The sequence below is a fragment of the Burkholderia thailandensis E264 genome (assembly GCF_000012365.1).
In the GTDB taxonomy this organism is placed as follows: Bacteria; Pseudomonadota; Gammaproteobacteria; order Burkholderiales; family Burkholderiaceae; genus Burkholderia; species Burkholderia thailandensis.
On record NC_007651.1, the window covers coordinates 1,758,812 to 1,783,942 of the forward strand.

The window sequence follows — 25,131 nt, forward strand, 5'->3', positions numbered from 1 at the left end:
CGCGGGCGAATGCGTGACGTCGCCCAGCCGCCGTTCACGACGAGGCGACGGGCGCCGGCGATCGACCGGGATGCTTCGGGCGATCCATCCGGACGATGGCGGAATCGACGAAGGAAAAGAGAGAAGGGCGGCCGCGCTTGCGCGGGCCGCCCTTTTTCATGTCGCGAGCGATGCGCAGCCCGCGCCAGCCCGTCATGAGCGTGAACAGCGCCTAGTGCGGCAGCCGGATGTCGAGCTTGTACGTGACGAGCCGCGTGACGAGGATGAAACCCGTCGCCGCGAGCACGCTGTAGACGGAATCGAATTGCAGCCACACGAGCAGCAGATAGACCCAGCAGCCGGCGAACGCGCAGGTCGCGTACGGTCGCGAGTCGCGCAGGATCAGCGGGATGTCGTTGCACAGCACGTCGCGGATGATTCCGCCGAACACGCCCGTCGTCACGCCCATCATCGCGGCGACGAACCACGGCATTTGCGCGTCGAGCGCGATCGACGTGCCGGAGATGCTGAAGATCCCGAGGCCGATCGCATCGGCTGCGAGCAGCAGCCGTTCGGCCGAAAGCCGCGACGCCATCCGGAGCACGAGCGGCGCGACGAGCGACAGGCCGAAGATCGCAATCACGTAGCCCTGGTGCTCGACCCAGTAGAACGGACGCCGCTCGAGCAGCACGTCGCGCATCGTGCCGCCACCGAACGCGGTCGCGAGCGCGACGACGAACATGCCGACCGAATCGAGCCGGTTCTTGCGCGCTTCGACGAAACCCGAGATCGCGAACGCGAGCGTCGCGATTGCCTCGAGGACCGCGATCGCGAGTGTGAGTCTCGGATGCACGCGGCTTCCCGTCGCCGTCGTTCGTCTAGGACGGCTGCAGCAGCACGAGCACGGCGCCCGCGCCGCCGTCGTGGCCGCGCGCCTGGCAGAACGCGATCACCTCGTCCTTCTGCACGAGCCACGCGCGCACCTTGCCCTTGAGCACCGGTTCCTTGCCGATCGAGCCGAGCCCCTTGCCGTGAATCACGCGCAGGCAGCGCAGGCCTTTCTTGCCCGATTCGCGGATGAATTCGGCGAGCGCCTCGCGCGCCTCGTCGCGCCGCATTCCGTGCAGGTCGAGTTGCGCCTGGACGATCCACGCGCCGCTTCTGAGCTTGCGCACGACGTCGCGGCTCACGCCGGGGCGGTGGTAGTACAGCGTCTCGTCGGTATCGAGCAGCGTTTCCGGATCGAATTCGTCGGACAAGGTCTCGGAGAGCACCGCCTCCTCGTCCTGCCGCGTGTGCTTCGGCACGGGCGCGGGCGCGAGGCGGCCGCTCGCGGCGCGCGGCGGCGCGGCGAGCGGCTTGATCTCGCCGATCTCGCGGCGGAACAGGTCGGCGTCGGCCGAGGCCTGGCGGGCCGACTGCTGCGCCTGCGTCGCTTCGCGCGCGCGGCGCTCGGATTCGCCGGCGAGCGCGGCGCGCAGCGAGCCGAGCCCGGCGAGGCCCTGGCCGCGCAGCGCGGCGGGCGCGGGGGGCGGGCTCGCGGGCGCGGGCGCCGGTTCGGCTGCGCGGGCGGCGGCTTGCCGCTTCGCGGGGTCGCTCGGGTGAGGCTGGTTCTTCGCCATGATGAATCGATACGATCGGATACCCCGAGGGGCGGGCGCGGCGTGCGGCGGTTCGGGCCGGCGGGCATGAAAAAGCCGCTGCGCGATGCGCAGCGGCTGCGGTGTGTCGAACCCGTCAGGCGGTGCGCGGCGTCGTCATTGTAGCGCCGCGCCGCCGCGCCGCTTACTTGTGGTCGTGCAGGCTTTCGAGATAGCGCTGCGCGTCGAGCGCGGCCATGCAGCCCGTGCCCGCGCTCGTGATCGCCTGGCGATAGATGTGGTCCTGCACGTCGCCCGCCGCGAACACGCCCGGCACGCTCGTGCCCGTCGCGTTGCCCGACAGGCCGCCGTTCGTGATGATGTAGCCGTCCTTCATCTCGAGCTGGCCCTTGAAGATGTCGGTGTTCGGCTTGTGGCCGATCGCGATGAACAGGCCCTGCACCGCGACGTCCTCGGTCGCGCCCGTCGTCACGTGCTTGATGCGCACGCCCGACACGCCGGCATCGTCGCCCGTCACCTCGTCGAGCACGTGGTCCCACTTGATCTCGACGGTGCCTTCCTTTTCCTTCTCGAGGAGACGATCGACGAGGATCGGCTCCGCGCGGAACTTGTCGCGGCGATGGATCACGGTGACCTTCTTCGCGATGCCCGTCAGGTAGAGCGCTTCCTCGACGGCCGTGTTGCCGCCGCCGACGACCGCGACGTTCTGGCCGCGATAGAAGAAGCCGTCGCAGGTCGCGCACGCCGACACGCCGCGGCCCATGAACGCCTCTTCCGACGGCAGGCCGAGGTATTGCGCGGACGCGCCCGTCGCGATGATCAGCGAGTCGCACGTGTATTCGCCCGAGTCGCCGACGAGGCGGATCGGCTTCTCGTGCAGCTTGGCCGTATGAATGTGGTCGAACACGATCTCGGTGTTGAAGCGCTCCGCGTGCGCGAGAAAGCGCTGCATCAGCTCGGGGCCCTGCACGCCGTTCGGATCGGCCGGCCAGTTTTCGACGTCGGTCGTCGTCATCAGTTGGCCGCCTTGCGCGATGCCCGTGATCAAGAGGGGCGACAGGTTCGCGCGGGCCGCGTAGACGGCCGCCGTGTAGCCGGCGGGGCCGGAGCCGAGAATCAGGACTTTCGCGTGTTTGGGCGTGGACATGAGCAGGATCCGTAAAAAGCGGCCGGCCGGGCGGACGACGCTGCCGGGCGGCCCGTTGCGAGCGGGATGCCGTCGCAGATGGGTGCAAAGCTCGCATTATAAAGGGCTGCCTGCTGCGCCGCCGAATGGACTTTTCAATCGGCGCGATAGCGTCGCACGGCGCAACTGTGGCGCCGCGTGCACATTCCCTGTGCCGGCCGGCCGGGCGTTACCGTCATTTACACTTGGCGCGGCGGCGCAGCGTTTACAATAGATCGGATCGAACGATCGGCGGGCCGCCGGCGGTTTTTTGCCGCACGCGGCCGCCTCATCGCCCCTTTTGACGGATTCATGGCAAAAGCACCTTACACCGCTCAGGCCCAAGCGCTGCCGCACCGGATGTCGCGCCTACTGACCGAGATCCGCTGGATTCTCCAGGTCGCGCTGTTCGCCTTCCTGCTGATGGCGCTCCTGAGCTACAGCCGGCGCGACCCGAGCTGGACGCACGCCGCGCAGGTCGACCACATCGCGAACTGGGCGGGGCGGGTCGGCGCATGGACGGCCGACATCATGCTGCTCCTCTTCGGCCTCTCTGCGTATTGGCTCATCGTGCTGCTCGGCCGGCGCGTCGCCGCGAACTATCGGCGCATCACCCGGCACGACGCGCTGCCCGGCGAGCCGGAAAAGCCGGCCGGCTGGCTCGCCGAAGGCTTCGCGTTCGCGCTCGTGCTGCTCGCGAGCGACGGCATCGAGGCGCTGCGGATGTGGTCGCTGAAAGTGCAACTGCCGCGCGCGCCGGGCGGCGTCGTCGGCGAGACGGTCGCGCGCGGCGTGTCGCACGCGCTCGGCTTCACGGGCGGCACGCTCGCGCTGCTGATCGCGCTCGCGATCGGGCTGTCGCTGTATTTCCGCTTTTCGTGGCTGTCGGTCGCCGAGCGCGTCGGCGACGCGATCATCAACGCGTTCACGCTCGCGAAGCTGCGCCGCGAGGCCGAGCGCGACCGCAAGCTCGGCGAGGCGGCGGCCGTCAAGCGCGAGGGCAAGGTCGAGGAGGAGCGCGTGCGCATCGAAGAGCATGAGCCCGTCACGATCGTGCCGCCCGTCGTCACGCCCGCGAAATCCGAGCGCGCGGAGAAGGAGCGCCAGCAGCCGCTCTTCACCGATCTGCCGGGCGACTCGACGCTGCCCGCGATCTCGCTGCTCGACCCCGCGCCGCAGTCGCAGGAGACGATTTCCGCGGACACGCTCGAATTCACGTCGCGCCTGATCGAGAAGAAGCTGAAGGATTTCGGCGTCGAGGTGAGCGTCGTCGCCGCGTATCCGGGCCCGGTCGTCACGCGCTACGAGATCGAGCCCGCGACGGGCGTGAAGGGCAGCCAGATCGTCAATCTGTCGAAGGATCTCGCGCGCTCGCTGTCGCTCGTGTCGATCCGCGTCGTCGAGACGATTCCCGGCAAGAACTACATGGCGCTCGAGTTGCCGAACCAGCGCCGCCAGACGGTGCGGCTGTCCGAGATTCTCGGCTCCGAGGTCTACGCGGACGCGCCGTCGATGCTCACGCTCGGCCTCGGCAAGGACATCGGCGGCAAGCCGGTGTGCGCGGATCTCGCGAAGATGCCGCACCTGCTCGTGGCCGGCACGACGGGCTCGGGCAAGTCGGTCGGGATCAACGCGATGATCCTGTCGCTGCTCTACAAGGCGAGCGCCGAGCAGGTGCGCCTGATCCTGATCGATCCGAAGATGCTCGAAATGAGCGTCTACGAAGGCATCGCGCATCTGCTGTGCCCGGTCGTCACCGACATGCGCCAGGCGGGCCACGCGCTGAACTGGACCGTCGCCGAGATGGAGCGCCGCTACAAGCTGATGAGCAAGCTCGGCGTGCGCAATCTCGCCGGCTACAACAACAAGATCGAAGACGCGAAGAAGCGCGACGAGAAGATCCCGAATCCGTTCAGTCTGACGCCGGACGATCCCGAGCCGCTCGGCCGGCTGCCGAACATCGTCGTCGTGATCGACGAGCTCGCCGATCTGATGATGGTCGTCGGCAAGAAGGTCGAGGAGCTGATCGCGCGAATCGCGCAGAAGGCGCGCGCGGCCGGCATCCACCTGATCCTCGCGACGCAGCGTCCGTCGGTCGACGTGATCACGGGCCTCATCAAGGCGAACGTGCCGACGCGGATCGCGTTCCAGGTGTCGTCGAAGATCGATTCGCGCACGATCCTCGACCAGATGGGCGCCGAATCGCTGCTCGGCCAGGGCGACATGCTGTACCTGCCGCCCGGCAGCGGGTTGCCGGTGCGCGTGCACGGCGCGTTCGTGTCGGACGACGAGGTGCACCGCGTCGTCGAGAAGCTGAAGGAGCACGGCGAGCCGAACTACATCGAGGGCCTCCTCGAGGGCGGCACGATCGACGGCGACGAAGGCTCGGCCGCGGGAACGGGCGATGCGAACGGCGAGTCTGATCCGCTGTACGACCAGGCGGTCGAGATCGTCATCAAGAACCGGCGCGCGTCGATCTCGCTCGTGCAGCGCCACCTGCGGATCGGCTACAACCGCGCGGCGCGGCTGCTCGAGCAGATGGAGCAGTCGGGGCTCGTGTCGGCGATGTCGTCGAGCGGGAACCGCGAAATCCTCACGCCCGCGCGCGACGCCGAGTGAAATTCGCGCAGTGAATCCGCGCCGGCGCGCCAGTCGAACGCGCGCCGGCCGTCTACGGAGAAAACCACAGCATGCAGCATCAGTCGTTGGCAGTTCATACCGGTTCGGGTTCCGCGCCCAAGCGCGGGTTCGCGCGCACGCTGCGCGCCGCGCTCGCGGGCGCCGCGCTCGCGCTCGTCGCGTCGCACGCATGCGCGGGCGGCACCGAGCAACTGAAGGCGTTCGTCGCGAAGGTTCATGCGGCGAAGGGCGATTTCACGCAGCAGATCGTCAAGGCGCCGTCGAAGGCGGCGAGCGGCGCGGTGCCGACCGTGAAGCCCACCGACAACTCGAGCGGCAGCTTCGTGTTCTCGCGGCCCGGCAAGTTCATCTGGACGTATCAGAAGCCTTACCAGCAGGTGTTGCAGGCCGACGGCGACAAGCTCTATGTGTACGACAAGGATCTGAACCAGGTCACCGAGCGCAAGCTCGCGGGCGCGCTCGGCGCGAGCCCGGCCGCGATCCTGTTCGGCAGCAACGACATCGACAAGAACTACACGCTGCGCGATGCGGGCGAGAAGGGCGGAATCGACTGGCTCGAGATGGTGCCGAAGGCGCAGGACACGCAGTTCCAGCGGATCGGCATCGGTTTCAGGAACGGCATGCTCGCCGCGATGGAACTGCACGACGTGTTCGGCAACGTGACGCTCCTCACGTTCACGAACATTCAGACGAATCCGCCGCTCAAGGCCGATCAGTTCAAGTTCGTCGTGCCGAAGGGCGCCGACGTCGTCACCGGCTGAGCGCCGCCGGGCGCTTCGATCCGCGACCGGGCCCGCCAGCGATGGCGGGCCCGGTTCGTTTCGGCGCGCCCGAGTCGCGTTGCGCCGTGAGGGAGGCCGCAGGCGCCGGCCGCCGCGCCGCGGTTCGGGCCGCCGTGGCGTTGCGCCGCGCGGCTGTCATAATGTCCGGTCGGGCGGCGAATGCGCGCCGCCATCGCTTTTTTCGTGGGAGCCAAGGTCCATGTCCGACCTGTTTGCAGTCGAACCGCGCCGGCCGCTCGCCGAGGCGCTGCGCCCGAAGACGCTCGCCGACGTGATCGGGCAGACGCATCTTCTCGGCGAAGGCAAGCCGCTCAAGCTCGCGTTCGAATCGGGCAAGCCGCATTCGATGATTCTCTGGGGGCCGCCCGGCGTCGGCAAGACGACGCTCGCGCGCCTGACCGCGCTCGCGTTCGATTGCGAGTTCATCGCGCTGTCGGCGGTGCTGGGCGGCGTGAAGGACATCCGCGAGGCGATGGAGCAGGCGCGCGACACGCTGAACCGCACCGGCCGCCACACGATCCTGTTCGTCGACGAAATCCATCGTTTCAACAAGGCGCAGCAGGACGCGCTGCTGCCGTTCGTCGAATCGGGGCTCGTCACGTTCATCGGCGCGACGACCGAGAACCCGAGCTTCGAGGTGAATTCGGCGCTGCTGTCGCGCGCGCAGGTGTATGTGCTGAAGTCGCTGACGGAAGACGAGCTGCGCCAACTGCTCAAGCGCGCGCAGGACACGGCGCTCGACGGGCTCGCGTTCGACGACAAGGCGGTCGACACGCTCGTCGGCTACGCGGACGGCGATGCGCGGCGCTTTCTGAACCTGCTCGAGCAGGCCCAGACGGCGGCTTCGTCCGCGGGCGTGACGACGATCGACGCGGCGTTCGTCGAGAGCGCGATGACGATGAACGCGCGCCGCTTCGACAAGGGCGGCGACAACTTCTATGACCAGATCTCCGCGCTGCACAAGTCGGTGCGCGGATCGAGCCCGGACGGCGCGCTGTACTGGCTGTGCCGGATGCTCGACGGCGGCGCGGACCCGAAGTACCTCGCGCGGCGCGTCGTGCGGATGGCGTGGGAGGACATCGGCCTGGCCGATCCGCGCGCGATGCAGATCGCGAACGATGCGGCGCAGACCTACGAGCGGCTCGGCTCGCCGGAGGGCGAGCTCGCGCTCGCGCAGGCGGTGCTCTACCTCGCGTGCGCGGCGAAAAGCAACGCCGGCTACAACGCGTACAACGAGGCGATGGCGTTCGTGCGGCAGGACAAGTCGCGCGAGGTGCCGGTGCATCTGCGCAACGCGCCGACGAAACTGATGAAGGAACTCGGCTACGGCCACGCGTACCGCTACGCGCACGACGAGCCGAACGCATACGCGGCGGGCGAGACGTACTTGCCGGACGGCATGGGCGAGCCGCGCTGGTACAAGCCGGTGCCGCGCGGGCTCGAGACGAAGATCGCGGACAAGCTCGCCTGGTTGCGCGAGCTCGACCGCGAAGCGGGCAAGAACGACTAGCGGCGCCGACGCGGGGGGGCGGGCGTCGCCGTCCGTCGGTTCAGCGTTTGCGCGCCGGCTGCTGCTTCCAGTAGCCGAACGGCTCCTGATGGCAATCGATGTCGAGTTCGGCGACGCGCGTGTGCAGGCTCGACTGCGCGTCGGCGACCGCGAGGTTGTAGATCGCGGGCCCGATTTCCTCGACGAAGAAATGCAGCAGCGCGCCGGCCTGGATATTGCCGATCGGCTCTTCCAGGTTTTCGGTGAAATAGCGTTGCAGCGACGCGATGGCGCGCTCGCGCACGTCCTTGTCCAATTCGATGGCCATCGATTCTCCAGTGATGCGGATGTCGACCGGCGCGCATGCCGGCAACGCGATACTGCCACGGACGGCCGGTTTGCGACACCGGCCGTTTGGCCGACGCCGTAGCGGGCGCGCGGTGCGTTAGAATTCCCCCCTTACACAACGATTTTCCTGTCCTCCCATGCTCGACATCCAGTTGCTGCGCAAAGACCTCGACGGCGTCGCGAAACGCCTCGCCGATCGCGGCTACACCCTCGACGTCGCCGCGTTTTCCGCGCTCGAAGCGGAACGCCGGGCGATCCAGACACGCACGGAAGAACTGCAGGCGCGCCGCAACAGCCTGTCGAAGCAGATCGGCGCGATGAAGGGGCGGGGCGAGGACACGTCGGCGGTGATGGCCGAGGTGGGCGGCATCGGCGACGAGATGAAGGCCTCGGCGGTGAAGCTCGACGAGATTCAGGCGCGCCTGTCCGAGCTGATGCTGGAGATGCCGAACGTGCCGCACGAGAGCGTGCCCGTCGGCCGCGACGAGACGGAGAACGTCGAAGTGCGCCGCTGGGGCGCGCCGCGCCAGTTCGATTTCGACGTGAAGGACCACGTCGATGTGGGCACGCCGCTCGGCCTCGATTTCGAGACGGGCGCGAAGCTCTCCGGCGCGCGCTTCACGGTGCTGCGCGGGCCGATCGCGCGCCTGCATCGCGCGCTCGCGCAGTTCATGCTGGACACGCACACGCAGCAGCACGGCTACAGCGAGACGTACACGCCTTACATCGTGAATCCGGACGTGCTGTACGGCACGGGCCAGTTGCCGAAGTTCGCGGAGGACATGTTCCGCGTCGAGAAGGGCGGCGCGGAGAACACGGTCACGCAATACCTGATCTCGACCTCGGAGATCTCGCTGACGAACACCGTGCGCGATTCGATCGTCGACGCGTCCGCGCTGCCGATCAAGCTGACCGCGCATTCGCCGTGCTTCCGCTCGGAGGCGGGCTCGTACGGCCGCGACACGCGCGGGATGATCCGCCAGCACCAGTTCGACAAGGTCGAGATGGTGCAGATCGTCGCGCCGGAAGCATCGTACGCGGCGCTCGACGAGATGGTCGGCCACGCGGAGGCGATCCTGCAGACGCTCGAACTGCCGTACCGCGTGGTCGCGCTATGCACGGGCGACATGGGTTTCTCGGCGGCGAAGACGTTCGACCTCGAGGTGTGGCTGCCCGCGCAGAACACGTATCGCGAGATCTCGAGCTGCTCGAATACCGAATCGTTCCAGGCGCGCCGCATGCAGGCGCGGTTCCGCAACGCGCAGGGCAAGCCCGAGCTCGTGCATACGCTGAACGGCTCGGGCCTCGCGGTCGGCCGCACGCTCGTCGCGGTGCTGGAGAACTACCAGAACGCCGACGGCTCGGTGACGGTGCCCGTCGCGTTGCGGCCTTACATGGGCGGCGTCGAGCGGATCGCCGCGCCTTCGAGCGCGGCCTGAACGGCCTTCCGGGCGGCTTCGAAAATATTTGAAGAAAATACTTGGAAGTTTGCGGAAGGTTGTTCTATAATCTTCGCTTCGCCGGGACGACCTGCCGGTGAGTGAAAAAGGAAAGGTGGCAGAGAGGTCGAATGCGCCGGACTCGAAATCCGGTATACGGTTATACCGTATCGTGGGTTCGAATCCCACCCTTTCCGCCAGATACACAGGAAACCCCCGCAACGCCGAACAGCTTGCGGGGGTTTTTCTATTGCGTCATGAGAATCGTGGCTGAGCGGCGCATCAACAGTCCGTTCCGATCGGGCAATGTGGTTGCAGCGCCGTGAGCTGTCAATGTCGATGATGCCTCGGCTTGTTCCGCGCGTCGCGCCAATCGGCGCCCTGGTGCCGTTGAGAGGCCAATGTGACCGGTTTCTTGTCGCGCGCTCAGCCAAAACGCTGGTTTGCCGGAAGGAGCGTTTGCCCGCTATCCGTCACCTTGTCGTCGTAGATCACGATATTGCTGGTACTCAGCACATAGTACGGCGTCGCCGACCCGCCCAACTGCACATACATGACGTAGCCGCGAAGGTCGGTGCAATTCCAGGAATCGCTGGCTCCGGGCGCCATCTTGAACGGATTGGTGTCTCCGTCCGTTCCCCAGTGATTGATCGACACTTCAACCGTGTTCGATGCGCTGTTTTTGAAGCTTATCGCTATGATTCCACCTCGTTCTATCAGGCTGTTTTAGTCGGATTCCCATAACGAAATTTCTCTTTCTGAACTTCGTTAAAGGATTGGGTCAATCGAAGTGCGCGGGTAATAGCAGATTGACCGCAAACAATAATAAATTAATCGATCCGAGACTAAACACCCAGATTGGGTAGCCATGCCGGCCATTGAGCAAGGGGTTGCGAAATTGGACCGATGCCACTGCCGTTTATAGTTCGACTCAATGCCGGAATCTGAAAAATCGTCTCGAATCTTTGAAGTTTAAGACGCGACGGAACGTTGATGTTCGTCGTCGGCATGTGTGCATGTCGAGCAGACACGAGATCCGAGTGGAGATCGTCGTGCGTCGCCGGCGCATCGGGAGGGCGTTTCGGTAATCGTTGTCGGACAGATATGCCTGCGCCAACGAGGCGGCGGCATATTGATCGAGGGGATCGATTATTGGGATGATCTGATCCTTGGATCGGCGTGAGATTTTTTCGGCGGTGCGGAGTGCGCCTCGATGAAGGTATTGGGCGATGGGAGATGCGGGAGCACCGTGACCGAGGCGAATGAACCGAGGTGCGCGGGTGGGCGCGTTCGACCGCTCGATCGATGTCGAAAGACGCGGCTCGGGCCGGGGCAGGAGGGTAAAACCGCCGCCGATGCGCGCGCAGGTTTTCCCGATTCGCTCCGATCGAACGGACTGCATAAGAACTGAACGGCGCGACCAATCGGAGCCATGCGCGCACGACGTGCGAGGCGACCGCGTCGGCTGATCGAACCAATGACGTTGATGCGACGTTGATGCCCGTTTTCGCGCGACACGTCCCGTCGACCGATTCGCCGCACATTGCTGCGCTGCCGCATAAGCGCGAAATTGCGCTCGTTATCGCGCTTATCGACGACATTTCGCAGCCGTTCGAAAATTACGATTTGACTCATGCCCCGCTTTCGGTTGAAGCTAACGGCTTGCTGTCCGAAGGGGGCTGTGCCTGCATGAGTTCGACCTTGACTGTTCGTCGTATTGCCGCGGATCAGGGCGGCGTGTATCGCGAACTGCGCGCCGCCTCGCTGCGCGAGCCCTATGCGAGCGGCGAGACGCCGGAAGCCGAGCTGGCCGTCGACGCCGCGAGAGCGGCCGCGATCGCGCAGCAGCGCGCGACGTCCGACGAATCGACCACGTTCGTGCTGTACACCGAAGGCCATCCGGCCGGCATGATCGGCGCGTATTTCGACGGCACGCCCGCGCGCCGCGCGTTCGTGAGCGAGCTGTGGGTCGCGCATGCGGTCCGTCATCTGCGCGGCGGCGTGCTGCTCGTTAACACGGCGCGCGCGTGGCTCGCCACGCGCGGCGCTGTCGAGATCTACGCATGGATCGCCGATCAGAACCGCAGCGCGATCCGCTTCTACGAGCACGTCGGCTTTGCCGACACCGGCGAGCGCGCGCCGATCACCCGCGTGCCGGGTGCGATGAAATCGCTGTTCGTCTGGCGCGAGCACGCGTAAGCGGCGTGCGGACCGGTCCCGGACCTTCCTTGTCGCGCCCGGACGGGCGCACGCGGGCGGGCGGACCGTCGCGCGCGCGCCCGAAAATGATGGCCCCGGGCGTGGACGCCTGTAAAATACGCAAAATTTTTTTGCAGAACGTCCATGTCGCTTAAAAAATCGCCATTCTTCGAACTGCGCAGCGGTTCGGTCGACACGTTGCTGTTCATCGTGAAAACCGCCGATCTCGATGCGTTGCGCGCCGAGTTGGTCAAGCGTTTCGAAGCGACCCCCGAATTCTTTGCGGACGATGTCGTCGCGATCGACGTGCGTCGGCTCGCGGATAACGAGCGCGTCCCGCTCGACGATATCCGTGGGATGCTGAGCGACGTGCGGATGCGTGCGATCGGCGTCGTCGCGCAACCGGAGCAGCACGCATGGGCGGCGGGCGCAGGCTTGCCGCTTCTCGAGGCGCGCGACCGGCGCGCGCCGTCGCCCAAGGCGGCGGATGACGCGCCTGCGCAGCCGGAGGAGCCGCGCGTGCCGGCCGCCGGGCAAGCCGCGCTCTTTGCGCAGGCCGGACCGTCCGGCGCCGATGCGGTTGCGCCGCCGGCCGTGGCCGCCGCACCTGTTGTCGCGGCGCAGTCGGCGACGCTCGTCATCGACAAGCCGCTGCGCTCAGGACAACAGATTTACGCGAAGGGAGATCTCGTGGTGCTCGGCCCGGTCAGTTACGGCGCCGAGGTCATCGCGGAAGGCAACATCCACATCTACGCGCCGTTGCGCGGCCGCGCGCTCGCGGGCGTGCACGGCAATCACGACGCGCGCATCTTCTGCACGTGTCTCGAGCCGGAGCTGATCTCGATCGCGGGTATCTATCGGACCACCGAGAACCCGCTGCCGGCCGACGTGCTCGGCAAGTCGGTGCAGATCCGGTTGGAACAGGAAAAACTGATGATCGAACCGCTGCGCCTCACGTGACACGCGTGGCGCAACAAACGGGTCGGTCGATCCTCATTGACGAACACAGGGTAGGTAAATGGCAAAAATCATCGTGGTGACTTCGGGCAAGGGCGGCGTGGGCAAGACGACGACGAGCGCGAGCTTCGCTTCCGGTCTCGCGCTGCGCGGCCACAAGACGGCCGTGATCGACTTCGACGTCGGCTTGCGCAATCTCGACCTCATCATGGGCTGCGAGCGCCGCGTCGTGTACGACCTCGTCAACGTGATCCAGGGCGAAGCGAACCTGAACCAGGCGCTCATCAAGGACAAGAAGTGCGAGAACCTGTACATCCTGCCCGCGTCGCAAACGCGCGACAAGGAAGCGCTGACGCGCGAGGGCGTCGAGAAGGTCATCAACGATCTGATCGGGATGGATTTCGAGTTCATCGTCTGCGATTCGCCCGCGGGCATCGAGTCGGGCGCGCTGCACGCGATGTACTTCGCGGATGAGGCGCTCGTCGTGACGAACCCGGAAGTGTCGTCGGTGCGCGACTCGGACCGCATTCTCGGCATCCTGTCGTCGAAGACGAAGCGCGCGACGGAAGGCAAGGAGCCGATCAAGGAGCACCTGCTCATCACCCGCTACAACCCGAAACGCGTGACCGAAGGCGAGATGCTGTCGCTCGACGACATCAGCGAGATCCTGCGCATCAAGCTGATCGGCGTCGTGCCGGAGTCCGAGGCCGTGCTGCACGCGTCGAACCAGGGCCTGCCCGCCGTCCATCTCGACGGCACCGACGTCGCGGAAGCGTACAAGGACATCGTCGCGCGCTTCCTCGGCGAGGACAAGCCGCTGCGTTTCACCGATTATCAGAAGCCGGGCCTGCTGCAGCGCCTCTTCGGCTCCAAGTAACGGAGGCGCGTCATGTCGATTCTGTCGTTTCTGCTTGGTGAGAAAAAGAAGTCCGCGGCCGTCGCGAAGGAGCGCCTGCAACTCATCATCGCGCACGAGCGCGTGGGCGGCCGCCCGCCCGCCGATTATCTGCCCGCGTTGCAAAAGGAACTCGTCGCGGTCATTTCGAAGTACGTGAAGATTTCGAACGATGACATCCGCGTGAGCCTCGAGCGCCAGGACGATCTGGAAGTGCTCGAGGTGAAGATCGAGATTCCGCAAGCCTGACGCGTTTTCCGCCTCATTGCGCGCGGCGCGTCGCCGCCGCGCGCGCCTTTACGTCTCGTTGCACTTTCGGTCCTCCGGTAATGCAGCGCCTGTCCGCCGTTGCGCCCTCCTGAGCATTGAATGGATACGCTCTCATCGCGTGTTCAATCGTTCATGGAGGTTGTGATGTCTTTTTCTCTTCATCGTGTCGTGCTGCCGTTCGTCGTCGCGGGCGCGGGCGTATGCGCGGTCGCCGCGCCGCTTGCCGCGAACGCCGGCGAAATCGTCGTCGCGCGGGCGGCGCCTGGTGTCGTCGTCGAGCCTGCGCTGCGCGAAGTCGTCGTCGTCGCGCCGAGCGCGCCGCCGCCCGTGCGCTACGAGGTCGTGCCCGAGGCGCGCGCCGGCTACGTGTGGGATCGCGGCCACTGGCGCTGGGAGCACGGCCGCTATGTGTGGATCGCTGGGCATTGGGAGGTCGAGCGCGTCGGCATGCACTGGGCGCCGGGCCACTGGTCGCAGCGCGGCCCGGGCTGGGTCTGGGTTCGCGGCCACTGGGCTTGAGGAGGCGCGAGCGATGAAACGAACCCTGTTCGCCCTCGCGCTCGTCGCGCTGACGCTGGCCGGCTGCGTCGTCGTGCCGGCGCGGCCGGTGTATTACCGGCCGGCGTCCGTCGTCATCTATTGAGCGGGACGATGCGGCGGCTCGCGATGTGCGGTGTCGCCCGATTGCGACGCCGGGCCGGCCGCGCACGCATTCGGCTCGCCGGCCTCGACGGGTGTCGGTGCCGCGCCGGCGTGGGGCTGCGCGGCCGCGTGTGCGGCATCGCCGCCGGGCGTCGGCGCATCGGCGGCGCGCACCGCCGCGCGGGCGTCGATATTGCCGCCGGCGGCGCTCGTAGCGTTTGCCTGCGCGTCGTTCGTTGCCTCGTCGCGTAGCGTGTCGAGCGGATCGGCGGGCGCCGATTCGGCGTCTTCCGGCATCTTGACCGCCGCGATGCCGGCGTGCGACGGAGCCGCGCCGGTCGCGGCCGCCGCCGCGTGCTTCGGCTGCGGCGGCTTCAGATAGCGTTCGGCGAGCGTTTCGTAGAGCGGCGGCACGAACAAGCGCGATACGCGGCTCGCGATCAGCGCGGTCGCCATCAGCGAGATCACGAGCGCGTGGCCGTTGATCATCTCCATCACGATCACGAACGACGTGATCGGCGATTGCGTGACGGCCGCAAGATAGCCGACCATGGCGAGCGCGATCAGCATCGGCAGATGCATGCCGCTGAACACGAAGTGCAGCAGATTGCCGAAGCCTGCGCCGATCGACAGCGACGGCGCGAAGATCCCGCCCGGAATCCCGGGCAGATACGACGCGACCATCGAGATCATTTTCAGGAACGGATACAGCACGGACAACTGTTCGCGGCCGTCGAGGAGCCCGCGCGCCTCCGCATAGCCGCTGCCGAACGTCGTGCCGCCGGACACGGCGCCGACGGCGGCGATCGCGAGACCGCACGCCACTGCGAACACGATCGGCCGCTCGCGGTAGAGCGTGAGGAGCCGCGCCGGCAGCCAGCGGCCCGTGTGCAGCAGCAGCCAGCCGAACAGCCCGCCTGCGATGCCCGTGACGAGCGCCGTCAGCAACACGGCGGCCGCGAGCATTTTCGGAAAGTGCTGGCCGATCTCGATCGTGCCGAAGTACGTGTAGTTGCCGTTCATGCCGAGCGCGATCACGCCGGCGATGATGATCGCGGTGATCAGCACGCCGCTCGCGCGCGCCGAGAAGCTGCGGCTCAGTTCCTCGATCGCGAACACGACGCCCGCGAGCGGCGTGTTGAACGCTGCGGACAAGCCGGCCGCCGCGCCCGCGAGCACGAGCTGGCGTTCGATCAGCGCGTTCGAGCGCGGGTAGAAGCGGCGCAGGTTGAACATCAGCGACGCGCCGATCTGCACGGTCGGCCCTTCACGGCCGATCGTGAAGCCGCCGATGATGCCGAGCAACGAGATCAGGATCTTGCCGAACAGGATGCGCAGCGTCAGCAGCCGCGAGCCGAACGCGCTCGGCTGCGCGTGCAGCGTCGCGATCACCTGCGGAATGCCGCTGCCTTCCGCGCCGCGAAAGAAGCGGCGCGTGAGCCACACGGACAGCGCGGCGACCGCGGGCGTCAGCACGAACGGCAACCACGGGCGGCCGCGCTCGAGCGAGCGGAACGCTTCGTAACCCCAGTCGATGAGCCGTGCGTACGTGACGGCCGTGAGGCCGACCGCGATCGCGCCGAGCCAGAACACGCCGTATTGGCGCCAGATGCGCTGCGTGCGGCGCGTGAGGGTCGGGAACAGGCGGGTGCGTTGCATGGGAGTTGACGCGCAAAAGAGTGCCATTATAGACGCCCGACTACCACGATCCCGGGGTCGGGGCAAATGTAAATTCTTCGCAATTTGTGGTGTTTGTGACGTTCTGTCTATTTAGAATGCCCAACTACCGAGTTGGGTTGGGTACATCCACATAAAAATGAAACGTATTCTCATTGTGAAGGTCACGTCGCTGGGCGATGTCGTGCAGACGTTGCCCGTCGTCGCGGATCTCCACCGCGCGTTCCCGGGCGTGCAGGTGGATTGGGCCGTCGACGAGTCGTGCGCCGACGTCGTGCGCTGGAACACCGGCGTGAGCCGTGTGCTGTGCGCGCCGTTGCGCCGCTTCAAAAAAGCGCGCAGCCGGGCCGACCTGAAGGCGATCGCGGCTTCGATCGGCGAGTTGCGCGCGTATCGCTACGATGCGGTGATCGATCTTCACGGTGTCTACAAGAGTGCGATCATTTCATTTCTCGCCCGCGCGCGGCGGCGCTACGGCTACCGGAACCAGGATCTCGGGGAACTCGGCGCGATGTTCGCGTACAACGGCCGCTTCGGTCCGCGTCCCGCCTGCGACGCGTGGCACGGCATGCGCGTGAGCGCGGGCGAGGCGCTCGGCTACGAGCCGCAAGGCCGCGCCGACTATCTGCTCGATGTGCCGCCGGAGTCGCGCGAGCCGCATACGGCGCCGCTCGCCGCGCTCGCGGAGCCGGCCGGGCCGTACGCGCTGTTTTTTCATGCGACGTCGAACGACGACAAGCGCTGGCCGACCGATCACTGGAGTGCGGTTGCGTGCGAGATGCGCGCGCGCGGGCTGCATGTGCTGCTGCCGTGGGGCAGCGAGCACGAGCGGGAAGAGGCGCAGCGGATCGCGGCGCGCGCGCCGGGCGCGGTCGTGCTGCCCAAGCTGACGCTCGCCGACGTCGCGCGCAAGATCGACCGCGCGACGCTCGTGGTCGGAGTCGATACCGGTTTCGTGCACATGGCGCATGCGCTCGAGAAGCCGACCGTCATGATCTTCCGTGCGACGTCGCGTCAGCATCTGGGCGTGAGCGGTGCGCCGCACTCGTTGTCGATCGGCGACGAGGGCGCGCCGCCGAGCGTGGACGACGTGCTCGGCGCGATCGAGCGCGTCTATCCGATGGGCATCGTCGAGCAGCCGCGGCGCGTCGCCGCGATGTGAGCGTGCGCCGGCGGCGGGCCGGGCGCTGGCGCGCTCAGGACAGCAATAATTCGAACGCGATCACGGCCGCAATGGCCGCGAGGTTCGCCGCGAGCGCTTCGACCGCGATGCCGAGCCAGCTTTTCGGCCTGAAGCGCATCGCCAGCAGCAGCGCGCCGCCGAGCGACAGCGCAAGGCTCAATACGAGATCGGAGTTCTGCAGGCGGATCAGGTCCATCGTGACGGCTCCTGTCGGCTGATGCCGAAAGCGTGACGCGCGCCCGCCGCGCGGCAGGCGCCCGTGCATCGAGTATAGACAGGACGATGCGCGCCGTAACCCCGGCCGGCGGCCGCTTTTCAGGCGGGATCGGGCGGCCCGGAGCGCGTCGGCGGTCGCGCGCCTGCTCGAGTCAGTGCGTTCGCGCCGCCCGGTTCACGTCAGCTTCGCGTCGCGCGTCTCGCGCATCAGCAGCACGCCGACGAGGCTGATCGCCGCGGCCACCGACACGTATCCGCCGACCCACGCAAGCCCGCCGCGCGCGGCGAGCAACTGCGCGATGTAAGGCGCGATCGACGCGCCGAGAATGCCGCCGAGGTTGTACGCGACGCCCGCGCCCGTATAGCGGACGTGGGTCGGAAACAGTTCCGGCAGCAGCGCGCCCATCGGTGCGAACGTCACGCCCATCAGGAACAGCTCGATCGTCAGGAACAGCGCGACGAGCGCCGTCGAGCCGCTGCCGAGGAGGGGCGCCATCGTGAAGCCCGACAGCAGCGCGGCGATCGCGCCCGCGATCAGCACCGGCTTGCGGCCGAAGCGATCGGCGGCTGCGGCGGCGAGCGGCGTCGCGAGCGCCATGAACAGCACCGCGAAGCACAGCAGGCCAAGGAAGCTCTGGCGCGAGAAATGCAGCGTCGACACGCCGTACGACAGCGAGAACACCGTCGAGATGTAGAACAGCGTGTAGCAGACGACCATCGCGAGCGCGCCGAGCAGCGTCGGCCGCCAATGGTGCGCAATGAGCGTCGCGACCGGCATGCGCACACGCTCGTGCCGGTTGAGCGCGGCCTGGAACGCGGGCGTCTCGGCGATCTTCAGGCGCACGTACAGGCCGACCGCGACGAGCGCCGCGCTCACGAGAAACGGAATGCGCCAGCCCCACGAGCGAAACTGCGCGTCGGACAGCGTGAGCGCGAGCGCGAAGAACAGGCCGTTCGACGCGAGAAAGCCGATCGACGGGCCGAGCTGCGGGAACATCCCGAACCAGCCGCGCTTGCCGGCGGGCGCGTGCTCGGTCGCGAGGAGCGCTGCGCCGCCCCATTCGCCGCCGAGGCCGATGCCCTGGCCGAACCGCAGCACGCAGAGCAGCACCGGCGCAAGCGCGCCGATCGCGTCGTAGCCGGGCACGAAGCCGATCGCGGTCGTCGACACGCCCATCACGAGCAGCGACGCGACGAGCGTCGATTTGCGGCCGATCCGGTCGCCGAAATGGCCGAACAGGAACGAGCCGATCGGCCGCGCGATGAACGCGATGCCGAACGTGACGAACGCGGACAGCGCCTGGGCGGTGGCCGAGCCGTGCGGGAAGAACACGGGGCCGATCACGAGCGCGGCGGCCGTTGCGTACACGTAGAAATCGTAGAACTCGATCGCCGTGCCGATGAAGCTCGCGAACACGATGCGGCGGTGGCTCGTCGTGTCGGCGGCGCTCGGCGCGGCGGCGGAAGCGGAAGCGGAAAGACGGGTATCCGACATGCGGGTCTCCGGTTGTGGCGGCGCGGGTCTCGCAAGGACGCGCGTCGCTCGTTGCGCGCGGTCGGCGGCCGTTGCACCTTTGTTCGAATCGAGAGTCGGGCGTGTCGCCGCACGCGACGCATGCCGGCGGTTCGCGCGCGGCGATGCGAGCGTGCACGCTGCGCCCAAGCGGGCCGTCGCTTGCCCGCGAGCCGGCCGCATCGGTTGCGGCCGCGTGTCGTCGATGCGTTGCGCGGGCCGCCGGATAGGCGAGCCGCGCAAGCGGGCCTTGTGGCCGAATGCGGATGCGGGAAATTATAGCGACGCGGCCGCGTGGCGTCGCGCGCCGCGTGCGACAGCGCGGCGGAGCGCGCGTGCGTACGTGCGTACGTGCGTACGTGCGCGAGTTCAGTTGAGCGTCTGCGCCTGCGGCGCCGCTTTCGTGCGCAACTGGAACTGCCCGTTGTCGTTGAAGAGCCAGCTTTCCATCAGGTCGACCTGGCCACGCCCGTCGAGCATCTTCACGGGAGGCGGCGGCAACGGCGCGGCGCGGCGCAGCGAAGCGAGCGCGATGCCTTCGGCCTCGTCGTCGCCGTTGCTGCGATAGACGGCCGACTTCACGAGTCGCCCGTTGCGATCGACGGTGAACGCGACGACGACGAGCGAGCGCAGCATCGCCTGCGGCGTGCCGTGCAGGATGCGATCCGAATTGCTGTCGGTGATGCGTTGTGCAATGGCCGCGCGGTATTCGGTCGCGCTCATCGACGACACGCTCGGCACGACGACCGCGCCATGCGGCGGCGGCAGCGTGATCGTGCAGGCCGCGAGCATGGCCGCGCATGCGGACAGGGCAGCGCCGCGCGAAGCGGCCCGGATTCGGAGGAATTCGGAGCGAGTCGTCATGATCGCCTCCCTGAGGCTCGGCAGAGCGCCGATTTCATGATAGGTCCGCACGTATCGCGGTGCATCGGGACAAACGATCTGCTCCGGAGGACGGTTTCGGCACGTGCGCGGTCGTTTCATTCGAGGGGCTCATGCGACGACGCTCGCCCCGCGATGACGATTCGGCGGCGATGGCAAGCGGCACCGCACCGTCGTCATGCATATGCTTGTTCGTTTGTTCGTTCGTTCGTTCGCTTGCTTGCGATCGCATCGAATTGAGATGTGACCGGATCGTGATCGGCGCAAGTCGAAAGGCCGTTCTGTCGGACGCGGTGCCGGTTTCATGACGCGACGGCCATATCGCGACGGGGCGCTTTTCATCGAGCGGCGCGATGCCGCCGCCGGAAGGTGAGGGCCGCGTGGTGCGTGCAATCGATGGCTCGCGGGAAATAGGGGGCCGGCTTGCGTCGTCGCATCGAACGCGACGCACTTGCGACCGTGTCGACGGCTCGCCGGCGAAGCCGCGATGCGTCGATGCCGGCGCACGCGCGCCGCGTTGATTGCGTGTTCCGATCCGTAATATGATTTCGTCTCTTCGAATGCCCACTACCAAAGAGCGTGCGATGGACGACTGGAAATTGCCCTGGACGGGAGGATGCCGCTGCGGACGATTGCGCTTCGAGATCACTGCGCCGCCGCTGCTGACGATGGCGTGTCATTGCAGGGGCTGCCAGCGGATGAGCGCAAGCGCCTTTTCGTTGTCGATGGCGATTCCGGAAGGCGGCTTTCGCGTGACGTCCGGCGAGCCGGTCGTCGGCGGCGCGCATGGCGCTGAGATTCATCATCGGCATTGCGACTGGTGCAAGAGCTGGGTGTTCACCGAACTCGAACCCAGCATGGGTTTCGTCAACGTTCGCCCGACGATGCTCGACGATTGCGGATGGTTCAAGCCCTATGTCGAAACCTATGTCAGCGAGGCGCTGCCTTGGGCGAAGACGGGCGCGGCGCACGGCTTCGCCCGATTCCCGGCGATGGAGGAGTATGGTCCGCTCGTCGCCGAGTTCGCGGAGAAGGGCGCGCGTCCCGGCCGGTAGAGCGCGGTGCCGCGATCGTCGTCGGGAATGCAGTCGACGCGCGGTCCCGAATCGGGGGCCGGCTTGGTGATATCGCTTCGCGTTCGACCACGCCGGCGTCGAATATCTCGCGGTGCAACGCGTCGATCGAACATGAGATCGACCGGAAGGGCGGGCTCGCCTGCGCGATGACGGCGCGGATCGTTGCACGAACCGCCGACCGGAAGGCGACCGGCGGCCAGACGTCGAATTGCCGCCGCGCCGCCTTGTCTCGCCCTTTCTCTCGCCCCTTCTCTCGCGCCTATTCGCAGCGCTTCATTTTCAGGACGCGCGAAACCTGGCCGATCGTGAATCCGCTGTTGCGCACATAGGGTGTGTAATCGAGCGGCGCGGTCAGGGATTCGCTGACCGCAAACAGGCCGACGAAACGAAACGCGTCCGCCTCCATCTTGATGAACACGGGGATCGTACCGTTTTGAGCGGCGAGGGTCCTGCCGGCGGCGCGCGCCGAAGCGCTGCCGCCGCAAACGATGACGTCCGGCGCTTGCGGATTGAGATCCGTCCGCAGGCAAGCGGCCACGACCTTGCCGTTCTTCGTCGGCAGAAAGGCCTGCTTGCTGCCGCCGCAGGCCGTGTGAATGAATTCGCGCGTGTAATGCTTGTTGAGTTCAAACATGTCAAGACTCCGGTTCGTCAGTGCATTGCATGCAGGCGGGCATGCCCGTGGATCAAAGCTTGTTCGCGCCGTTCGGTGCGTCGGGCGGATGCGGGTGGGATATCGGCTCGAGGGTTGCGCGAACGGCTCGCGAGATCAGGATCGAAACGCGGCGGAGACGTTGCCTTCCCGTGGGACCCGTTCGCTCAGGATTCGCAACAGGACCTTGCCCTTTCGCGTGATGGAGAACTTGGGCTCGCCCGTTTCCCGATCGATCAGTTCCGCGAGCCCCGCGTCGCGGAGCGCGGTCATGTCGAGCGTCCCCTGCTCGATCTCGACGGGCGAATGTTCGAGCAGCATCAGTGCCGCCATTTCATGCGCGCTCAGTCGCGGCATGCCGGCCGGCGTCGCGGTTACATGAAGCTCGTTCATCGGTCATCCTTTCTTCTTCGTCGCAGGCGACGCGCGTGCGCTCGCATCGTCTGCCGCACGCAAATGAGGTGAAGTTCGAAAGGGCGGGCGAAACGCAGGGGCGCGTCGGTTATCGCGGCCGGAAGCGCACGTCCCGAATCGCCGCAATCGCGGCGTCCGGGTGATGCGCAAGGGCACTCGGAACGGGCACTACGGGTGCGCGCCGCCCGCCTGTCGGCCGGACGATCGCTCGAAGAAAAGAGCCGGCGTCCTGCCTGTCAGGTAGCGAAGCAACTCGGGGGACGAGGACATCGAATGGTCATGTCGCCAGCTCTTGGTGGGATGACACGGGTATTTTATTGAGCCGCCATCCGGAGACAAGTAAAAAGGTCGTAAAGGGAGCGGGGCAAAAATCACCCTTCGACGTTGACGTCCATGGCCATTGGTCTCGATTCGGCCGCGCACGTGTATGGCGGTGTCGGTCCTCGTCAGCGAGATCGGCTCAAGCGCTTTCCGCACGAGGTCCGAGTCGATGCCGGCGGGGAGCAGTGCGGCGATGATGGGATGGGCGTGGGTCGCGAAGGCGTTTGTCCACCGTTGCGTGTGATTCGGGGTCACCGATTCCGCACGGCATACGTCGATAAACGCCGTGGCGCACTGCTTGAAGGTCGGCGCGCGGGCTGCGCCGACCTAGAGGCGGGCATCCCCCTGCTTGCGCAGCATCGCGGGATCGCCGCTGCATTGCGCCGGCTGCGCGATGTACGTTTCGTGCCGCTCCAGCGGCCTCCGGCCTGACGCGTGAATACGGTGCCGTTGTGTATCAACGCTTCGCGGCCGTCCGGTCTCATGTGCCGGAATCGTCGGTATCTCTGGCTGTTCGGCTTGACTAGTCGCGCAAGACATTCGCCGTCACCGACACGACGGCCGCATGCCGAGCGGCATGGCTGATCACGTAGGCGGCTCTCGGGCATGGTCGTCACAGGTCCCCAAAACACTCGACGAATTTGGGGAGTTTACGACTTTTCCTGGAGGCTCGCGAAAGCTCGGATGGCACGCAAACCCTTGTCCGGCTTGGCTTTGCGGCACTTCTTGAGAGGCGGGGAAAGCGTGTCGTGGCGGAAGCGGTGAGATTCGAACTCACGGACGGTTGCCCGTCGCTGGTTTTCAAGACCAGTGCCTTAAACCACTCGGCCACGCTTCCAAGGTCGAGCATTGTAACCGAAACGGCGCACGAATCGTCGCGGTGCCTCGTTCGACTCGCGCGTGCGCGCCTGGGCACGCACGCGTCGGCTCACGCCCGTCAACCGCCTGTCATTCGTCGCGCAGGAAAAGCGCCTGCAGATCGTTGAGGAAACGCTGGCCGAGCGGCGTCGGCGCGATGCGCGTGTGATCGTGCACGATGAGGCCACGCTGCTGCGCTTGCGCGAGCGCGGGCCCGATCGACGCGAGCGACATGCCCGTGCGCTCCGCGAAGCTGTGGGTGGGCACGCCGTCGACGAGCCGCAGCGCGTTCAGCATGAACTCGAACGGCAGATCGCGCGGGCCGACCTCCCGCTCTTCCTGCACCGCCGCACCCGCTTTCGCCTGTTCGATGAACGTCGCCGGATGTTTGTAGCGCGCCTGGCGCAGGATCCGGTTCGGAAACGACAGCTTCGTGTGCGCGCCCGCGCCGATCCCGAGATAGTCGCCGAAGCACCAGTAGTTGAGGTTGTGCTTGCTCTGCCGATGCGGCTTCGCGTAAGCCGACACCTCGTAGCGCGCGTAGCTCGCCTGCGCGGTGCGCTCGTGCAACCAGTCCTGCATGTCGGCCGACGCGTCGTCGTCCGGTACGGCGGGCGGAAATTTCGCGAAGTACGTATTCGGCTCGAGCGTCAGGTGATAAAGCGACAGATGCGGCGGCGCGAACGTGAGCGCGGTCTCGAGATCCGCGCGGCATTCGTCGAGCGTCTGGTTCGGCAGCGCGAACATCAGGTCGAGATTGAAGTTCTCGAACGTGCGCGCGGCGATCTCGACCGCGGCGCGCGCCTGCGCGGCGTCGTGGATTCGCCCGAGCGCCTTCAGATGCGCTTCGTTGAAGCTCTGGATGCCGATCGACAGACGATTGACGCCGCTCGCGCGGAATTGCGCGAATTTCGCCGCCTCGAACGTGCCGGGGTTCGCCTCGAGCGTGATCTCGGCGTCCGCGTCGAGCGGCAGTAGCGCGCGCACGTCGGACAGCAGCCGGTCGAGCCCCGCCGCCGACAGCAGGCTCGGCGTGCCGCCGCCGATGAACACCGTGTGCACCTGGCGTCCCCAGACGAGCGGCAGCGCATGTTCGAGATCGGCGCGCAGCGCGTCGAGATAATCGTGCTCGGGCAGCGCGCCGCCGTCCTTCCATTCGTGCGAATTGAAGTCGCAGTACGGGCACTTGCGCACGCACCACGGGAAGTGAACGTACAGTGCGAGCGGCGGCAGCGACGCGAGCCGGATCTTGCCGGGCGCGGCGAATGTCGCGACGACGCGCGCGCCGTTGGTTGCCGCGTCGCTCATCGAATCTCTCCGAGCCGCGCGACGAGCGCCTTCAGTGCGAGCGCGCGATGGCTCGCCGCGTTCTTCGCGGCCGGATCGAGCTCGGCCGCCGTCGCGCCGAGCGCCGGCACGAAGAAGTGCGGATCGTAGCCGAAGCCGTGCGCGCCGCGCGGCGCGTCGACGATCTCGCCCGCCCAGCGGCCTTCGGCGATGATCGGCTCGGGATCGTCCGCATGGCGCACGAGCGCGAGCACGCAGCAGTAGTACGCGCGCCGATCGGTGACGCCGCGCAGTTGCTCGACGAGATACGCGTTGTTCGCCGCGTCGCTCTTCTCGCGGCCGGCGCGCTGCGCGTAGCGCGCCGAGTAGACGCCCGGCGCGCCGTGCAGCGCGGGCACGCACAGGCCGGAATCGTCGGCGACGGCGGGCAGGCCCGTCGCGCGCGACGCGTGGCGCGCCTTCGCGAGCGCGTTCTCGACGAACGTCACGTGCGGCTCATCGGCCTCGGACACGCCGAGCTCGCCTTGCGGCACGACATCGATGCCGGCCGTCGAGAAGAGGGCGGCGAACTCGCGCAGCTTGCCGGCGTTGTTCGATGCGAGGACGATGCGCGAGGCCACGGCCTCGGTCGATGCGTGCGACATCG

General features: G+C 66.9%; 27 protein-coding genes and 2 tRNA genes. 12 read left to right on the forward strand and 17 right to left on the reverse strand.

Going from position 1 to position 25,131, the window contains the following annotated elements:
• Positions 1 to 34: 34 nt before the first annotated feature.
• The 4 genes from BTH_RS34575 to trxB form a co-directional block, all read right to left on the reverse strand.
• Positions 35 to 196: a hypothetical protein gene (locus BTH_RS34575; protein WP_009889696.1), complete on the reverse strand. Its 162-nt coding sequence runs from the start codon at positions 194 to 196 to the stop codon at positions 35 to 37.
• A gap of 15 nt (positions 197 to 211) precedes the next feature.
• Positions 212 to 832, reverse strand: a complete 621-nt coding sequence (locus BTH_RS20150) for a trimeric intracellular cation channel family protein (RefSeq protein WP_009889701.1) — start codon at positions 830 to 832, stop codon at positions 212 to 214.
• A gap of 25 nt (positions 833 to 857) precedes the next feature.
• On the reverse strand, positions 858 to 1,601 hold the full coding sequence (locus BTH_RS20155; protein WP_009889702.1) for a Smr/MutS family protein: 744 nt from the start codon (positions 1,599 to 1,601) through the stop codon (positions 858 to 860).
• Between the two features lie 163 nt (positions 1,602 to 1,764).
• Positions 1,765 to 2,727 carry a thioredoxin-disulfide reductase gene (gene trxB / locus BTH_RS20160; protein ID WP_009889703.1) on the reverse strand — a complete coding sequence of 321 codons (963 nt, stop codon included), beginning with the start codon at positions 2,725 to 2,727 and terminating at the stop codon, positions 1,765 to 1,767.
• Between the two features lie 330 nt (positions 2,728 to 3,057).
• Here trxB and BTH_RS20165 point away from each other — a divergent pair, with 330 nt between their 5' ends.
• The 3 genes from BTH_RS20165 (at position 3,058) to BTH_RS20175 (ending at position 7,677) form a co-directional block, all read left to right on the forward strand.
• Positions 3,058 to 5,364: a DNA translocase FtsK gene (locus tag BTH_RS20165; RefSeq protein WP_009889704.1), complete on the forward strand. Its 2,307-nt coding sequence runs from the start codon at positions 3,058 to 3,060 to the stop codon at positions 5,362 to 5,364.
• 71 nt (positions 5,365 to 5,435) lie between these two features.
• The gene (gene lolA, locus BTH_RS20170; protein WP_009889706.1) at positions 5,436 to 6,146 is read left to right on the forward strand and encodes an outer membrane lipoprotein chaperone LolA; all 711 of its coding nucleotides are present in this window, start codon (positions 5,436 to 5,438) and stop codon (positions 6,144 to 6,146) included.
• 220 nt (positions 6,147 to 6,366) lie between these two features.
• Complete coding sequence (locus BTH_RS20175; protein WP_009889709.1) at positions 6,367 to 7,677, forward strand: replication-associated recombination protein A; 1,311 nt, start codon at positions 6,367 to 6,369, stop codon at positions 7,675 to 7,677.
• A gap of 40 nt (positions 7,678 to 7,717) precedes the next feature.
• Here BTH_RS20175 and BTH_RS20180 read toward each other — a convergent pair whose 3' ends face one another.
• Positions 7,718 to 7,984: a DUF2164 domain-containing protein gene (locus BTH_RS20180; RefSeq protein WP_009889710.1), complete on the reverse strand. Its 267-nt coding sequence runs from the start codon at positions 7,982 to 7,984 to the stop codon at positions 7,718 to 7,720.
• 157 nt (positions 7,985 to 8,141) lie between these two features.
• Between BTH_RS20180 and serS the strand changes: the two genes are divergently transcribed.
• Positions 8,142 to 9,443 carry a serine--tRNA ligase gene (serS, locus tag BTH_RS20185; RefSeq protein ID WP_009908876.1) on the forward strand — a complete coding sequence of 434 codons (1,302 nt, stop codon included), beginning with the start codon at positions 8,142 to 8,144 and terminating at the stop codon, positions 9,441 to 9,443.
• A gap of 109 nt (positions 9,444 to 9,552) precedes the next feature.
• A tRNA-Ser gene (locus BTH_RS20190) sits at positions 9,553 to 9,643 on the forward strand.
• Between the two features lie 226 nt (positions 9,644 to 9,869).
• On the opposite strand, the gene BTH_RS20195 is transcribed toward BTH_RS20190, so the two are convergent.
• Together BTH_RS20195 and BTH_RS34580 are read right to left on the reverse strand one after the other, a co-directional pair.
• Positions 9,870 to 10,142: a hypothetical protein gene (locus BTH_RS20195; RefSeq protein ID WP_025404111.1), complete on the reverse strand. Its 273-nt coding sequence runs from the start codon at positions 10,140 to 10,142 to the stop codon at positions 9,870 to 9,872.
• 450 nt (positions 10,143 to 10,592) lie between these two features.
• Positions 10,593 to 11,078 (reverse strand): hypothetical protein, encoded by a 486-nt coding sequence (locus BTH_RS34580; protein ID WP_161654579.1) that lies wholly within the window; start codon positions 11,076 to 11,078, stop codon positions 10,593 to 10,595.
• Positions 11,079 to 11,144: 66 nt separating this feature from the next.
• On the opposite strand from BTH_RS34580, the gene BTH_RS20200 reads away from it, so the two are divergent.
• The 5 genes from BTH_RS20200 to BTH_RS20220 all read left to right on the forward strand — a co-directional run bounded on the left by BTH_RS20200 (position 11,145) and on the right by BTH_RS20220 (position 14,283).
• The gene (locus BTH_RS20200; protein WP_025404110.1) at positions 11,145 to 11,642 is read left to right on the forward strand and encodes a GNAT family N-acetyltransferase; all 498 of its coding nucleotides are present in this window, start codon (positions 11,145 to 11,147) and stop codon (positions 11,640 to 11,642) included.
• A 144-nt stretch (positions 11,643 to 11,786) separates the two neighbouring features.
• Positions 11,787 to 12,602 (forward strand): septum site-determining protein MinC, encoded by an 816-nt coding sequence (gene minC, locus BTH_RS20205; RefSeq protein WP_009889717.1) that lies wholly within the window; start codon positions 11,787 to 11,789, stop codon positions 12,600 to 12,602.
• A 58-nt stretch (positions 12,603 to 12,660) separates the two neighbouring features.
• Positions 12,661 to 13,476 (forward strand): septum site-determining protein MinD, encoded by an 816-nt coding sequence (gene minD, locus BTH_RS20210; protein ID WP_009904322.1) that lies wholly within the window; start codon positions 12,661 to 12,663, stop codon positions 13,474 to 13,476.
• A gap of 12 nt (positions 13,477 to 13,488) precedes the next feature.
• The gene (gene minE / locus BTH_RS20215) at positions 13,489 to 13,743 is read left to right on the forward strand and encodes a cell division topological specificity factor MinE (RefSeq protein WP_004186076.1); all 255 of its coding nucleotides are present in this window, start codon (positions 13,489 to 13,491) and stop codon (positions 13,741 to 13,743) included.
• Positions 13,744 to 13,863: 120 nt separating this feature from the next.
• Positions 13,864 to 14,283, forward strand: coding sequence for a YXWGXW repeat-containing protein (locus tag BTH_RS20220; protein WP_019254550.1), 420 nt, complete (start codon positions 13,864 to 13,866; stop codon positions 14,281 to 14,283).
• Between the two features lie 117 nt (positions 14,284 to 14,400).
• Here BTH_RS20220 and BTH_RS20230 read toward each other — a convergent pair whose 3' ends face one another.
• The gene (locus tag BTH_RS20230) at positions 14,401 to 16,092 is read right to left on the reverse strand and encodes a chloride channel protein (protein ID WP_011402104.1); all 1,692 of its coding nucleotides are present in this window, start codon (positions 16,090 to 16,092) and stop codon (positions 14,401 to 14,403) included.
• 130 nt (positions 16,093 to 16,222) lie between these two features.
• Here BTH_RS20230 and waaC point away from each other — a divergent pair, with 130 nt between their 5' ends.
• On the forward strand, positions 16,223 to 17,245 hold the full coding sequence (gene waaC / locus BTH_RS20235; RefSeq protein WP_009889729.1) for a lipopolysaccharide heptosyltransferase I: 1,023 nt from the start codon (positions 16,223 to 16,225) through the stop codon (positions 17,243 to 17,245).
• Between the two features lie 34 nt (positions 17,246 to 17,279).
• Here the strand turns inward: waaC and BTH_RS20240 are convergent, their stop codons facing one another.
• The 3 genes from BTH_RS20240 to BTH_RS20250 all read right to left on the reverse strand — a co-directional run bounded on the left by BTH_RS20240 (position 17,280) and on the right by BTH_RS20250 (position 19,859).
• Positions 17,280 to 17,462 carry a hypothetical protein gene (locus BTH_RS20240; RefSeq protein WP_009904327.1) on the reverse strand — a complete coding sequence of 61 codons (183 nt, stop codon included), beginning with the start codon at positions 17,460 to 17,462 and terminating at the stop codon, positions 17,280 to 17,282.
• A gap of 195 nt (positions 17,463 to 17,657) precedes the next feature.
• Positions 17,658 to 18,977 (reverse strand): MFS transporter, encoded by a 1,320-nt coding sequence (locus BTH_RS20245; RefSeq protein ID WP_009889732.1) that lies wholly within the window; start codon positions 18,975 to 18,977, stop codon positions 17,658 to 17,660.
• Positions 18,978 to 19,364: 387 nt separating this feature from the next.
• Positions 19,365 to 19,859, reverse strand: a complete 495-nt coding sequence (locus BTH_RS20250) for a TonB family protein (protein ID WP_011402106.1) — start codon at positions 19,857 to 19,859, stop codon at positions 19,365 to 19,367.
• A 650-nt stretch (positions 19,860 to 20,509) separates the two neighbouring features.
• Between BTH_RS20250 and BTH_RS20255 the strand changes: the two genes are divergently transcribed.
• The gene (locus tag BTH_RS20255) at positions 20,510 to 20,932 is read left to right on the forward strand and encodes a GFA family protein (protein WP_009908885.1); all 423 of its coding nucleotides are present in this window, start codon (positions 20,510 to 20,512) and stop codon (positions 20,930 to 20,932) included.
• A gap of 280 nt (positions 20,933 to 21,212) precedes the next feature.
• Here the strand turns inward: BTH_RS20255 and BTH_RS20260 are convergent, their stop codons facing one another.
• From BTH_RS20260 to rdgB, 6 genes are all read right to left on the reverse strand, one after another.
• A complete protein-coding gene (locus BTH_RS20260) occupies positions 21,213 to 21,587 on the reverse strand; it encodes a hypothetical protein (protein WP_009889736.1) in 375 nt (124 codons plus the stop codon).
• Positions 21,588 to 21,722: 135 nt separating this feature from the next.
• Positions 21,723 to 21,998, reverse strand: coding sequence for a hypothetical protein (locus tag BTH_RS20265; RefSeq protein WP_009889738.1), 276 nt, complete (start codon positions 21,996 to 21,998; stop codon positions 21,723 to 21,725).
• A gap of 189 nt (positions 21,999 to 22,187) precedes the next feature.
• Positions 22,188 to 22,595 (reverse strand): hypothetical protein, encoded by a 408-nt coding sequence (locus BTH_RS35905; RefSeq protein ID WP_373365262.1) that lies wholly within the window; start codon positions 22,593 to 22,595, stop codon positions 22,188 to 22,190.
• A gap of 495 nt (positions 22,596 to 23,090) precedes the next feature.
• Positions 23,091 to 23,178, reverse strand: a tRNA-Ser gene (locus tag BTH_RS20275).
• Between the two features lie 110 nt (positions 23,179 to 23,288).
• Positions 23,289 to 24,506 (reverse strand): radical SAM family heme chaperone HemW, encoded by a 1,218-nt coding sequence (hemW, locus tag BTH_RS20280; protein ID WP_009889744.1) that lies wholly within the window; start codon positions 24,504 to 24,506, stop codon positions 23,289 to 23,291.
• Complete coding sequence (gene rdgB / locus BTH_RS20285) at positions 24,503 to 25,129, reverse strand: RdgB/HAM1 family non-canonical purine NTP pyrophosphatase (protein ID WP_009889745.1); 627 nt, start codon at positions 25,127 to 25,129, stop codon at positions 24,503 to 24,505. Before rdgB ends, hemW begins: the two co-directional genes overlap by 4 nt.
• Positions 25,130 to 25,131 lie beyond the last annotated feature (2 nt).